Source organism: Jiulongibacter sediminis (assembly GCF_001306455.1).
GTDB classification, from domain to species: domain Bacteria; phylum Bacteroidota; class Bacteroidia; order Cytophagales; family Spirosomataceae; genus Jiulongibacter; species Jiulongibacter sediminis.
Window position 1 is genome coordinate 99,163 of sequence record NZ_LGTQ01000013.1, and the last position, 13,813, is coordinate 112,975.

A 13,813-nucleotide genomic window follows, 5' to 3' on the forward strand; every position below is an offset into this window, starting at 1 on the left:
TTTTCGTTATTAAGCTATATTTGGCAATTGCACTATGAAATACAAAGGACTACTTTCTGTTTTCTTCGTTATCGCCGTTTTGAGCTCCTGTAAGGTACAGAACAAAACTGCGGTGAATTCTGATTCATTGACAAGCAGAAAAGAAATGAAAAAAGAAATGAATCCGTTCATTTCGGCTATGAAGGTAGAGTATATTCTCAAAGACTCTACAGAAATAGTGGTGTTTCTAAACGCTACTATTGAAAATCTGGAAGAAAACGAAATCGGTTCAATTGAGGACCTGGCGGACAGATTCAGAGTGAATTGGGCTTTGCAAGCTCCCACCGGAATTAAGGAAAAATACGAAACAGGGAGAGTGAATTTTGAAGAAGTTGAAGCCAGCCTTCTGGAACAAAAACTGAATATGGTTTTCGAAATTCCTCGTTTAAGAGAGTTTCAGGAGGCATCCCTTTCCATGGAATTTATTGATATTTCGGCGTCCCGGAAGTTTACAAACGAAAGCTATGTAGATTTCAACGCTCAAAGGCCAAACAGACGTTTTGGGATGTATCTCGAAAATCAGGATATGCCGTTTTTTGATGCTTATGTAAATGTTGGCAACAAGGTAACTTTTAAATCAATGGATGGTTTTGAGCATCCTCTGATTTTGAAAAGATACAGGACAGAGGCTCCCGCAGCACTTTCACCTATGAGCTCGAGTAAAAGAAATGAGCTGGTTGGTTTCAAAGAAGAAGAAACTATCAAATTCAAATCCGGAGAAGAATTGAGACTTGATAAAGAAGGTACTTATGTACTCTATGATCAGGAAAAGTATGACGCTGGTTATGGTTTTATGGTGGTAGATGAGCGATATCCAAGACTTTCAGAGGAAGAAGAGCTGACAGAGCCTCTGGTTTATATGAGCACGAATGATGAAATCAACAACCTCAAAGGTGCCGAGGATTTCAAAAAGGCTTTAGACCTTTATTTCCTTAACATGACCTCAGGTAATCAAGCTTTGGCCAAACAAATTATTCGCTCATATTACAGACGAGTTAAAAGAGCAAATGAGCTATTTACTACTTATAAAGAGGGATGGAAAACAGATAAAGGAATGATTTACACTGTTCTGGGACCGCCATCAAGAATTCAACGCAACGGTATGAGAGAAGTCTGGCTATACTCTCAAAGTGCCAACTTCTCGGAGATCATTTTTACATTTTACAGAAAACCAAATCAATTTAGCGAAGACCATTATGAGCTGGTTCGGTATCCCGAATACGGAGCCTATTGGTACCCGTTTGTAGAAGCATGGAGAACAGGAAGCATCATGGAGTAAAAGGCGGAGGGCCTAAAAGGAAATTTCACAAACCAGCACCAAAAGTTAATCCTGAGGACTTTGTCTTCGGGATTCAGTCTGTTTTAGAGCTGCTGAGGTCTGAGAAAGATATTGAAAAGATTTTGGTTCATAAAGATTCAAATCATGAGGATATTGAAACACTGGCCCGTCAAAGGAGGGTGTTTATACAGCGTGTTCCCTCTGAGCGATTGAACCGAATCACGGGTAAAAACCATCAGGGTGTTATTGCTTTTGTTTCTTCAGTAAACTATGCTTTGTTAAGCAACGTGGTGGCGGAAGCCTATGAAAAGGGAAAGACGCCTTTGATTCTGATTCTCGATCGTATCACTGATGTGCGTAATTTCGGAGCCATTTCTCGTACCGCCGAGGCTTGTGGAGTGGATGCCCTTGTCATCCCAACCCGCGGTGCTGCACAAATAAACTCGGATGCGATGAAAACCTCGTCAGGAGCTCTTTCTTTTATCCCGGTTTGTAAAGAAAATGATTTAACTCTTGCCATTGAAGGTCTTCAAAACAGTGGTTTTAGAGTAATTGGCTGTACTGAAAAAACGTCTGATGTTTACTCGGCTCATGAATTGAATGGCCCTTTGGCCATTGTTATGGGCTCAGAAGAAGACGGAATTTCGGAGAGTATTCTCCGGAAATGCGATATGCTCGGGAGTATCCCTATGCTCGGTAAAGTAGGCTCACTAAATGTTTCTGTTGCTGCTGGAGTTATGCTCTATGAGGTGATCAGGCAGAGGGGAGAAGCTGAAAGTTAAAATTCTTCCTTTTTTGTGAAATTTACCCGCTCGCCCGTGGTAGGATGAGTAAATTCCAGATGGGCTGCGTGCAAATGCAGTCTGTCCGCACTTTTGCCATATAGATCGTCGCCAACAATAGGTGTATTTAATCCGGATGGGTGTGCGGCGTGAACTCTCAATTGATGCGTTCGGCCTGTGATGGGGTAGAAATGAATTCTGGTTTTTCCGTTTTCTTCAGAAATGACTTCGTATTTAGTTTTGGCAGGTTTGCCGTGTTCATAACAAACGAGTTGGAAAGGTCGGTTTTCGAGATCAACTCGTAAGGGCAGGTCAATGAAGCCTTCTTTTTCTTTCAAAAGACCATCCAGAATGGCAACATATTTTTTTGAAACTGTTCTGCCCGTAAATTGTCTTTGAAGTTTGACATAAACTTCATGGTTTTTAGCAAGAAGTATTATTCCCGATGTGCCTTGGTCCAGGCGGTGAACTAAAAAGGCATCCGGGTATTTCTTTCTGATTCTGGTTTGAACAGAATCTTTGACAAAACGACCAGGTACGGAAAGGAAGTCGGCCGGTTTATTGATGACGATAATGCTTTCATCTTCAAAAATAATTTCCAGCTCCTTGCCCTCTGCCGGGTTATTTTTCATCGGATTTTCATCGACTTCAAGTCCATCCAGCATAAATCCCAGAATTGGCCCGCATTTACTGTTGCAGGCCGGGTAATATTCTTTGTGTTTTCTGATCTCAGATTTTGGCGAAGCTCCCCACCAAAATTCTAGCATGGTGACGGGTTTAAGGTCGTTTGAATAGGCAAATTGAAGCAATTTCGGAGCCGCACATTCACCTGCTCCGGCCGGAGGGGTTATGCCCAGATTTTCGATGAAAATTGTAAGCAGACTTTGCTCTTCCTGATGAGCATTTAGAAAGGTATAATTCTCAAAAAGCTGCTTTTGAAGTTTATTTGACCTACTTTTCCGTTCCTCTTTAAGTTGCTCAATTTTGAATAAGAATGGCTCCAATTCCTTTTCAAGCTCATCTATTTTATTCTGCCAGTTTTCTTGTAAAACTCTGAGTTCATATTTCTGTTTTAGACTTTCCTTTATGGTTTCGTCAATGATTCTTTTAGCTTCTTCGGTCGAAAGCGATTCTAGAGCCTCGGTTTTTCTCTCTTTTCGTTCTTTTCTGCTTTGTCGAATTGCTTCTTTTTGATCCTCAATTTCCCTTGCCGATTGATCTTTCGATTCTTGAAACACATTTTGAAGTGCCTGGAAACTAGTATTTTTTTCAATTGACTCAATTTCAGAGTTTAGTGCACTAATATTGACTTCCTCAACCCGATAAAAATTACCTTTTTCAAAAACATCAAATACAGGGGGGACGAAGTAGGGAAGCTGATCGCCCTGATCCAACTTTCCGGAGTAGGCCGCAAGAAAACCCAATTGACCAACTTGGTTTCTAATCACTAAAACACCGAACATCTTACCGATGATCAACCCTTCCTGGTCGGGGTCTAATCCAAAGTTATGATTATTCTCAAAAGAGCTTTCAAGATACCGCTGAACCTGTTTGGCAGCAGTAATAGCTAAAGGATGAGCCTGATAAGAAAATGGAAAAGTAAACTTCTCCGGCAGGTCAATCTGGCTGACATCCTCTTCGAAAAAATGAAATTTATCACTAAGAGAGGTCGAAGCCATTATTTTTTGCTTTGAGACTAATTAGAAAGAAATCTCGCTGAAACGTGGCAAAGCCATATCCTTTTCAGAAACGAGTGGATTCTCAATACCCCAGTCGATATTCAGATCGCTATCATTCCAGATGACACCTTGCTCTGATTCACGGTTGTAATAATTGGTGCATTTGTACGAGAAAATAGCGTCTTCAAGCGTCACAAAACCATGTAGAAAACCTGGAGGTACGTAAAACATATTGTTTTGCTCATCATCCAGCACTACGGAGTCCCATTGACCAAAAGTTGGTGAACCCGGACGGGCGTCTACAGCTACATCAAGCACTTTTCCTTTGATAACCCTTACAAGTTTTCCTTGAGCAAAAGGGTCTTTTTGTAAATGCAAACCTCGCAAAACACCTTTTGTGGAGTATGATTGGTTATCCTGAACAAAGACTTCGGCAATTCCATTTTGTTTGAAAAGTTCATATTGATACGACTCAAAAAAGTAACCTCGTGGGTCTTTGAAAATTCTGGGTTTGATTTCTATCAAACCTTCAATTGAGGTTTTACGGAATTCCATTCAGGAGTTTTGTTTGAAAATATTGGGCAAAAATAGCGAGGATTTCCAGACCAGAAAAATGGCTTTTGGAATGGATTCCTACTAATTTGCTGCAAATTTCAGACAAGCAATGACGGCAGCAGAACTTTTTGGGCAAATTCAGAAAAAGAAATCTTTTTTATGCGTTGGGTTGGATACTGATATTCAACGAATTCCGGAGTTTTTGAAGAAGGAGAAAGACCCTGTTTTTGAGTTTAACAAAAGAATTATTGAGGCCACTCATGAATTTGCCGTTGCTTACAAACCGAATATTGCCTTTTACGAAGCACAGGGGCCAAAAGGATGGGAGAGCCTTCAAAAAACGCTGGAAATTATCCCTAAAGACTGCTTCACCATAGCAGATGCTAAGCGAGGAGATATCGGAAATACCTCTAAACTTTATGCGAGGGCATTTTTTGATAAAGAGGCTTCAGGGATGTCATTTGATTCCGTAACCGTGGCTCCATACATGGGTGAGGATTCTGTGACGCCTTTTCTGGAATTTGAGGGGAAATGGGTGATTTTGTTAGCTCTGACGTCTAATAAAGGCTCTAGTGATTTCCAGCAAATTTTGGTGGATGATGACAAAGTCTTTCAAAAAGTACTCAAAACCTCAAAGAACTGGGGAAATACTGATAACATGATGTATGTGGTTGGAGCCACTAAGGCGGAGGCTTTACAGGAAATCCGTCAGATTGTCCCCGATCACTTTTTATTAGTGCCCGGCGTTGGTGCCCAAGGTGGAAGCCTGGAGGAGGTCGCTAAGAACGGAATGAACAGTCAATGTGGCTTGCTGGTGAATAGTTCCCGAGGCATCATTTATGCCTCTTCAGGAGAGGATTTTGCAGAAGTTGCAGCTCTCGAAGCCGAAAAGCTTCAAAAGGAGATGGCTTCTTTGCTGAATAATCTTCTTTGATCGCATAATTGTAGCAAAAAGCCCTTGTTGACTGGTCTTATGGCCTGATTTTCTATCTTTAGCTCATATTCGCATGATTTAAAGATGAAGGAGGAACTTCTGCACCATATCTGGCAATTTCAAAAGTTTAGGAAGCAATCGGTAAAAACTACAAACGGGGAAGACCTTTTGCTTCTCAATAAAGGGTTCATCAATTCAGATTCCGGACCTGATTTTTCAAATGCTCGAATTAGAATTAAGGACATAGAATGGGCCGGTCATGTTGAAATTCATGTGAAATCGTCTGACTGGAAAAGGCACAAACATGGGGCTGATAAAGCCTATGATAATGTCATACTTCATGTAGTATGGGAATATGATGAACCAATTTTTGCTAGGGATGGGAAGGAAATACCTTGTTTGGAGTTAAAAGATATTACACCGGAAGAGGTGTTCAAAAACTACCAGTCGCTTATCAATTCAGCTGATCGAATTCCTTGTGAAAGGCAATTCAATGACGTTTCAGAACTTGTAAAACTCACAATGTTTGACAAAGCTCTGATGCAACGATTGCAGCGAAAAGCCAGCATTATTCATCAGAGACTGGAAGAAAATAAAGGAGACTGGGAGGAAGCTGTTTACCAGACTTTACTGACAAATTTCGGCTTTAAGCTTAATAATGAAGCTTTTCTTTCATTGGCTCAGAACCTTCCGTTTCGATTATTGAGAAAATATCAATCGTCAATTTTCCAGCTCGAAGCTTTACTTTTTGGTGTCGCCGGTTTTCTGGAAGAGGCTCAGGGTAAATATGGCGAAAAATTAAAAGCCGAATATAATTTTCTTAAGGCTAAGCATGGATTAGAGCAAAATCAAATGCTGGTTGTTCAGTGGAAATTTATGCGAACCAGACCTGGCAATTTTCCAACGGTCAGACTTGTCCAAATCGCTGGGATTCTTGTAAAGCAAAAGTCGTTTTTTGATGTTTTTACTTCTTCTTCTTCAACATTTGAAGACTTACTTGAATTCTTCAAAACCGAGCCATCAGAGTATTGGCAAACGCACTATCATTTTGAGAAAACCTTGAATAGTAAAACTCAGGGAATTGGAAAAAACTCGGTTGAAAATTTGATTGTCAATTCAGTGGTGCCTGTTAAAATTGCTTTTGCTCATTATTCAGACCGTGCTGAGTTAACTGATCAGGCGATACAACTTTTAGAAGCAATACCTGCGGAGAATAATCGGATTACACGTTTCTGGAAAGGCCTTGGACTTACTGTCGATAAAATGTCTGATAGCCAGGGTTCTATTGAGCTTTATAATGAGTTTTGTCTCAAAAAGAAATGTCTCAACTGCGGGATAGGTGTTGAGTTATTGAAGTGATTTCCTTTGTTGCCGAATGAGTTTGGTTTAAACTATTCATTGGTATCCTTATTTTGAGTCATCTGCTCTATTTCTTCAAAACTTCTCACAAGTTGAAAACTCATTTTCACCCCTTCTTTTTTGATAAACTCAAAGCCTGCTTCAAGTTCATTGGGTACTTCTCCGTCAATAACTGCTTCGCGAATAGCCGATTTTAGGATACCAACTTCTTTTGAGGGTGGTAAATCAAAAGCTGCCATGATAATCTCACCGGTGATGACCGGCTGGAAATTGCGAAGCTTATCTTTTTGCTCCAGCTCAATCAACAACTGCTCAACCTTATCGAAATTTTTAAGGTATCGCCTTACCCGGTTGGGGTCCTTACTCGTGATATCGGCCCGACAAAGCATCAGAAGATTTTCGATGTCATCTCCTGCTTCTACCAAAACCCTCCTTAAAGCGGAATCGGTTACTCCTTCTTTGGCCAGAGCAATGGGTCTGAGGTGAAGTCGCACCAGGTTTTTAACTGACCGCATTTTATTGTCAAGTGGCAACTTCATTTTACGAAAAATACCTTTTACCCAGCGACTGCCCAGTTCCTCATGCCCGTGGAAAGTCCAGCCTGCTTTTTTATGAAAGCGTTTAGTAGCTGGTTTTGCGATATCATGCAAAATAGCCGCCCACCTTACCCACAGGTCATCTGTAAACTTGGTGATATTGTCTAAGACTTGAAGTGTGTGATAAAAATTGTCTTTATGTCCCTTATTGTCAATGTATTCAACGCCTTTAAGATTCGTCAATTCTGGAAAAATAATCTCCAGAATTCCGGTTTGATCGAGTAACTTGAAGCCATAGGACGGGGTAGGTGCCAGAATGATTTTATTGAGCTCGTCAGTAATCCGCTCTTGAGAGACAATTTTGATGCGGTCTTTCATTTGGGCAATCGCTTCAAAAGTAACCGGATCAATGTCAAAATTGAGCTGCGTGGCAAAACGTACCGCACGCATCATTCTTAATGGATCATCAGAAAAGGTAATTCCAGGTTCTAAGGGAGTTTTAATAATTCTTCTCCCAAGGTCGCTCTGTCCGTCAAAAGGGTCAAGTAGCTCTCCAAAACGCTTTTGGTTCAGGCAAAGACCCATAGCGTTAATGGTAAAATCACGGCGATTTTGATCGTCCTGAAGGGTCCCATCTTCTACACTAGGTTTTCTGGAGTCTGATCTGTAAGACTCTTTTCGGGCACCCACGAATTCCAAATCATACTCAGGATGGGGGATTTGAGCAGTTCCGAAATTCTTAAAAATATTCACCCGGGTGTTCTCACCTAGTTTTGAGGCCACTCTTTCGGCGAGGTCAATGCCGCTACCGATACAAACAACATCAATATCTTTGTTTGGTCTTTTGAGAAACAGATCACGCACATAACCACCGATTACATAAGCCTCTAGGTTGAGATCATCTGCAGCCTCTCCAATGACTTTAAAAATGGGATGTGCTAAAAGGTGTTTGTTGAAATCCACGGATTCTCTGCCAGTTTTTGAAGCTGCAAAATTAGGGATTTTAAGCCCGAACCGAAATCACTTCCGTAGGATTAAGATAAACCAGCAGCATTTCTACCTCAGTATATCCCATCATATGATAAAGTTCACCATAGTGTTTAATTTGATTCAGGTGACTTTTGCGTTTCTGGCCGGTTTTATAATCAATTATAGAGACTTTATCTCCCTGAAGAACCACTCTGTCAGGTCTGCTGAAATCCTGATTTTTGAGAAGAATATCCCGTTCGTTTTCTACTTTGATATCTCCTGAGAAAAGGTGTTTGAGCTGGGGATGCTCCATAATTTTTATGGCTTCATCTTTAAGTTCCGGTTTTTCATTCTCGCTGATAAGCCCGTCAAACTGTAATTGCCGCAAGGCCTGATTCAGGTCTTCGGCCAACTGAATATGCGAAAATAGTGTATGAATCAAATTGCCCCTGTCACGCTGATTTTCTTCATTGAAAAGTTTGTCAATGCTCGACTTAATCTTGAGATTTCCAAGGTTATCTCTACTTGGTATTTTGTCAATGATAAAGCTCTTTTCTTCAGCAGACTGCTGAACTTTCTCACTGTCAATTCCCTGATATAGAATATGATGTATGATCTCTTCCTCGTTCGCTAGAATGTCACCAATGAAATGTTTGAGATATGGGTAAATGGTGTTATTGCCCGTTTTTGTCGCCATAACGTAAAGTCGATCTACCGGCCGTGTGAAAGCTACATATAGGATGTTTAGAGCCTCCAGTTTTATAAATTCCAGCTCTTTGGCTATTTGTGGGCCTGCCGGAGTAATGTTCATGTCTTTTTTTAAACCGGTATTTCCGCTTAAAAGACGTTTGTCTCCGTGACTTAGCTCAGGCCAGTCAATTCCTTCCAAATCAACCCATGTTTTTGAACCCGTTCTGTTTACCGTAGACCAGTTGCAATACGGCATTATTACCACTGGATACTCTAAACCTTTTGATTTATGGATAGTGGTCACTGTGATAGCCTCCGGTTTAGAAATGCTGACTGAAGAGCCTGAGCCACTTTGCTGCCAGTAACTTAAGAAATCGCTTAGGCTGTTGCCATTATTTTTGACCTGGTTTTGGATCAAATCAAAAAGAGCAAAAAGGAAGGGTAGTGAAGCTTTGTCTTCAAATAAGCCAAGTTTACTCGCAAGAGATTCGGCCAGCTGATAAAGACCAAAAGCACTCATCAGATGTAGGTCTATCATAATACCTTGATCTCCTAAAAAATGCCAGACATTTTTATTTGGCATTTCCTTAGGGAATGGAAGCTGTTTGTATTTATGATACAGCAAGATAGCTTCCGGCGAATACATTTCATCCTGATAAGCTTTCATGAGGCTGATCAAAAGGCTGACTGCATGATTGTTTTTTAGTAAAAGAGAATCAGAAGAAATAATAGGATAGCCCTTAGAGAGTAAATAATTAGCGACCGGTGCAGCTTCCTTTTTCTTTTCGCGGCAGAGAATGGCGATGTCTCCATAGGAGAAACCGGCGTTTAGAGCTTCTTCAATTTTACCAATGACTTGGCGGAAAGTCCATTCGTTTTTATCTACATCTTTGCTTTCATTGAAAAGAAACTCTACATGACCACCCTTTTTTGTGCCCGGATGAGTTTCCTGTGCGGCGTTTTCAAAGGCTTCTTTGATCATTAGCTCCTCATTAGTCTCTAAAATTTGCTCAAAGAACTTTCGGTTGAACTCAATGATTTCCTGCTTACTACGGTAGTTTTTGTCCAGATTTTCTTTGGTGAGGTAGGAGTTAGTGTAATCAATGGCAAATCTTTGGTGATCAGACAGCATCGGATTTTCTTTCAAAGCCCCTGTATTGTTATGAAGTAAATGAAGCATCAGCTCCACCTTGCCACCTCTGAAGCGATAAATAGATTGTTTGGGGTCACCCACCAACATATTGAAATACCCTTTTGCCAAAGTGTTTTCAATCAATGGTAGGAGGTTAAAGTACTGTAAGTCAGAGGTGTCTTGAAACTCATCAATTAGAATATGGTTGAATTTTTCGCCAATTCTTTCAAAAATATAGGGTACGGGTTCTTCGGTAATGACGGCTTGAATTCGGCGGTTAAAATCTGTAATATAGGCTTGATTATTTTCGGAGAGAATTTTTCCGAACTCCTGATGGACTTCATCAAGCAAAGCCAGATTATTTAGTGAATTCCGGATCTCTTTGAGAAGAATGTATTTTGGACGTTCATGATCGGCAAAGGCTGTTGTTTTGAGATAAAAATCTCGGATTTCATCTGCGGCCAGATCAATTTTTGCTTTAGTGTCGGAAGTCGCCTTTTGAGAATACCAGTTATCATCTTCGATAGCAGCCAAAATTCGTTTGCCCGGCTGCCAGTCTGAATTGATGAAATCGCCGTCATCTTCCTGAATTTTGAGAAAGAACCCCCCAAACCCGCTTTTACCAAAAGCAAAGTCATCAATTTGAATGGACTTTTGTTCCAGCAAATCAAAGCCTTCTTTCGATAATGCTTTCAACTGAGATTTTGTTATCGCCAGATATTGATCGATATTCTTTTTGATCTGAAGATAGTCCTGATGCTTTAATCCTTCGTTTTTTTGAATCAGGTTAAAGTGTTGATCATCAAATAGATTACGGGCGAAACTGGCGAGATTTTGCAGGAGGTTTTGCCAGCTTTTGCCTTCATTGGCCTGTTCTTCTGCAAATCGCTGAACAAGGTCAGTGATATAGTCATATTCCGGTAAACCAATTTTATCAAAAACTCGCTCAGCAGCCTTTAGTAATACAGGTTCTTTATCAAGTAAAATTTCATAATTATAGGGCAAGCCCAAATCACGGGAAAAGGAACTAACTAATTGATTGACAAAACTATCAATGGTTTTGACATTAAAATCAGCATAGTTTTGAAGGATTTCGTCAAAGGCGGCAGCGGCTCTCTTTTGAATTTCAACAGGCTCCATTCCACCCGTATCTTCCCGAATGGCAGCCAGCATGGTGGCCGTTTTTGAAGAATAATTATCCTGGTCACCAGCAATTTCACGAAGGGTATCCAGAATTCTCTCTTTCATTTCAGCGGCTGCATCATTAGTGAAAGTGATGGCCAGAATGTTTTTGAAGTAATTTGGCTTTTCTGACTGAAGTAAAAGAGATAGATAGGTTCTGGCCAGTGTAAACGTTTTACCTGAACCTGCTGAAGAGCCGTAGATTTTGAGAACTGACATCGGTGGCGGGTGTTTGGCTTGAGCAGGTTTTTTAATTGAGAGACCTGCTGAAAATCATGGAATGCAAGGTCGATAAAATCTGTTCTAATCCCTTACAAAGACGTAGTTTTGCCAAAATTTTTAAAACTTTGATGAAATTGAAATTTACGAGCCTTCTTATTTTTCTTCTGATGGGATTGACGGCTTTTGCTCAGCAAACCGGAACAATACGTGGAACTGTAAGAGATGCTCTTACTCAACACGAACTGCAGAAAATCACGGTTAAAATTGTCGGCACGGCAATGAATACTCAAACCGAAGAAAGCGGAGACTATTCTTTTGGAAATGTGCCTGTCGGGCGTTTGGAGTTGGAGATAAGTGGATTGGGTTACACCAAACAACTGGTGAAAGAGCTTTTACTGGCCTCCAATAAGGAACTGGTGGTTGATATCTTTCTGGAACCTTCCATCACTGATTTAGAAGAAGTGCAGGTTACAGCAGCCAGTCCAAATTTGTCGGGAGCCAAAACCAGCGTTCAGGCGATAACAGTAGAACAGGTGATGCGTTTTCCAGCCACATTTTTTGATCCGGCCCGTTTGGCATTCTCATTTCCGGGAGTAGCCAATACCAATGATCAGGCGAATAACATGAGTATTCGGGGAAATAACCCTCGCGGTCTTCAGTGGCGACTTGAAGGTATGGAAATTGTTAATCCAAACCACCTCGCCAATGCCGGTACTTTTTCAGATCAGGCGACCGTAAATGGTGGAGGTACCAATATGCTTTCGGCTCAAATGCTGGGCAATATGAATTTCCTAACTGGTGCATTTCCGGCTGAGTACGGGAATGCTCTCAGTGGTGTGATGGATATGCGATTGCGTAAAGGAAATAATCAGGAATTTGAACATACCGCTCAGGTAGGACTTATTGGTGTCGATTTGGCTTCTGAAGGGCCATTAAACAAAGAAAAAGGAAGTAGCTATTTGATTAATTACCGCTATTCTTTTACCGGTTTACTGGGTTTGATGGGCGTAACGTTCGGTGGAGAAGATATTCGTTTTCAGGATCTCGCTGTAAATCTGAGTTTTCCGAGTGAAAAAATTGGTGATATCACCGTTTTCGGGATGGGTGGAAAAAACTCAAATGAATTTGCTTTTGATGATGAAGAGGGCACCGGACCTTTAGAAGAAAAGGATCTATATAACATCAATTATAACAGTAAAATGGGTGCTGCCGGGATTACCCATTCAAAGAACCTCAACCCTTCACTTTTGTGGAGAAATGCTTTGGTGTATTCAGGTTTGAGAAATGAACGAAGTCAATTTGTTGCTCCTGACCCCTTGAGTTCTTTCTATTTGCCTCCAGATTATGATGTTACCAATACCTCAAAACTTTCATTCTCTACCATTTTTATGAGGAGACTGGCCTCTGGTGGTAGGCTGAAATCAGGGGCTTATATCACCAGAACTGCTGATTCTTTGAGCATATATAATGGACTTTCAGAAGGGCAATTTGATTCATGGTTAATTCAGCCGTTTCTTCAGTTTTCAGGGAAGTTGGGTTCAAAAGTACTATTTGATCTGGGTGCACATCAAATGAATTATTTCCTGACCAATACTTCTACCATTGAACCAAGGGCTTCGCTGAGCTTTGTATTGGGAGTGAGTAGTCAGTTGGCGGCTGCATATGGTCGCCATTCTCAACTATTGGATAACTGGATTTATGCCTCAAATCAAAGTCTGAAACCAACACTTTCAGATCATTATGTATTGAGTTTTGATAAACGAATCGGAGAGAAGTCAAATTTCAGAGCGGAAGCTTATTATCAGTCTATTCATAGTGATTTGGCTTCAGTGGATTTTCAATACCTCACTGGTATGAATTTGAGAGGATATGCAGACCCAATGACCTTAAATAACGGTGCGAAGGGTAGAACGTATGGTTTGGAGCTGAACTATAATCGATATCTCGATAATGGGTTCTTTTTGCTTGCTAATGCAACGGTTTATAAATCAGAGTCTATAGGTCTGGGAGGAACATACTTCAATTCCCGTTATGACGGAAATTATATTACAAACTTTACAGTAGGGAAGGAGTGGAGATTCTCAAAAGATCGTGTTTTTGGTACCAACCTTAGACTGGTTTATTTGGGTGGCTTTAATGATTATGCCATCGATCAGGCTGCTTCAGAGACACAAATGTCAACGGTATTTGACTACAATCAGCCATTGACGGTCGAAAATGATGATTATTTCAGATCAGACTTGAGAATCTATCTCAAAAGGTCAAAAGCGAAGCTAAACAGAATGTGGTCAATTGATATTCAAAACCTAACGAATCAACAGAATGTCGCCTATCGTTATTATGATGCTTTTCAGGGGAAGGTGCTTACAAAGTATCAGTTAGGGATGATTCCAATGCTGAATTATCGCTGGGAGTTTTAAGTCTGGCTTTATATCAAAAGAGTCATCTGGCCGCC

General features: G+C 40.7%; 9 protein-coding genes. 5 read left to right on the forward strand and 4 right to left on the reverse strand.

What is annotated here, in order from left to right:
• Positions 1-34 precede the first annotated feature (34 nt).
• Both AFM12_RS16845 and rlmB read left to right on the forward strand, forming a co-directional pair.
• Complete coding sequence (locus AFM12_RS16845) at positions 35-1,318, forward strand: GWxTD domain-containing protein (RefSeq protein WP_055150652.1); 1,284 nt, start codon at positions 35-37, stop codon at positions 1,316-1,318.
• Positions 1,291-2,100, forward strand: a complete 810-nt coding sequence (gene rlmB / locus AFM12_RS16850) for a 23S rRNA (guanosine(2251)-2'-O)-methyltransferase RlmB (RefSeq protein ID WP_055150655.1) — start codon at positions 1,291-1,293, stop codon at positions 2,098-2,100. The genes AFM12_RS16845 and rlmB overlap by 28 nt, the downstream gene beginning before the upstream one ends.
• Here the strand turns inward: rlmB and AFM12_RS16855 are convergent.
• On the reverse strand, positions 2,097-3,779 hold the full coding sequence (locus tag AFM12_RS16855; protein WP_055150658.1) for an RluA family pseudouridine synthase: 1,683 nt from the start codon (positions 3,777-3,779) through the stop codon (positions 2,097-2,099). The genes rlmB and AFM12_RS16855 overlap by 4 nt on opposite strands.
• 21 nt (positions 3,780-3,800) lie before the next feature.
• Complete coding sequence (gene rfbC / locus AFM12_RS16860; protein ID WP_055150661.1) at positions 3,801-4,334, reverse strand: dTDP-4-dehydrorhamnose 3,5-epimerase; 534 nt, start codon at positions 4,332-4,334, stop codon at positions 3,801-3,803.
• A 109-nt stretch (positions 4,335-4,443) separates the two neighbouring features.
• On the opposite strand from rfbC, the gene pyrF reads away from it, so the two are divergent.
• Together pyrF and AFM12_RS16870 are read left to right on the forward strand one after the other, a co-directional pair.
• On the forward strand, positions 4,444-5,268 hold the full coding sequence (gene pyrF, locus AFM12_RS16865; RefSeq protein ID WP_055150664.1) for an orotidine-5'-phosphate decarboxylase: 825 nt from the start codon (positions 4,444-4,446) through the stop codon (positions 5,266-5,268).
• A gap of 84 nt (positions 5,269-5,352) precedes the next feature.
• On the forward strand, positions 5,353-6,627 hold the full coding sequence (locus tag AFM12_RS16870) for a DUF2851 family protein (RefSeq protein WP_055150667.1): 1,275 nt from the start codon (positions 5,353-5,355) through the stop codon (positions 6,625-6,627).
• Between the two features lie 32 nt (positions 6,628-6,659).
• Here AFM12_RS16870 and AFM12_RS16875 read toward each other — a convergent pair whose 3' ends face one another.
• Positions 6,660-8,126: a CCA tRNA nucleotidyltransferase gene (locus AFM12_RS16875; RefSeq protein WP_055150670.1), complete on the reverse strand. Its 1,467-nt coding sequence runs from the start codon at positions 8,124-8,126 to the stop codon at positions 6,660-6,662.
• A 40-nt stretch (positions 8,127-8,166) separates the two neighbouring features.
• On the reverse strand, positions 8,167-11,355 hold the full coding sequence (locus tag AFM12_RS16880; protein ID WP_055150673.1) for a UvrD-helicase domain-containing protein: 3,189 nt from the start codon (positions 11,353-11,355) through the stop codon (positions 8,167-8,169).
• A 131-nt stretch (positions 11,356-11,486) separates the two neighbouring features.
• Here AFM12_RS16880 and AFM12_RS16885 point away from each other — a divergent pair, with 131 nt between their 5' ends.
• Positions 11,487-13,778, forward strand: a complete 2,292-nt coding sequence (locus tag AFM12_RS16885; RefSeq protein WP_165492358.1) for a TonB-dependent receptor — start codon at positions 11,487-11,489, stop codon at positions 13,776-13,778.
• Positions 13,779-13,813: the final 35 nt, after the last annotated feature.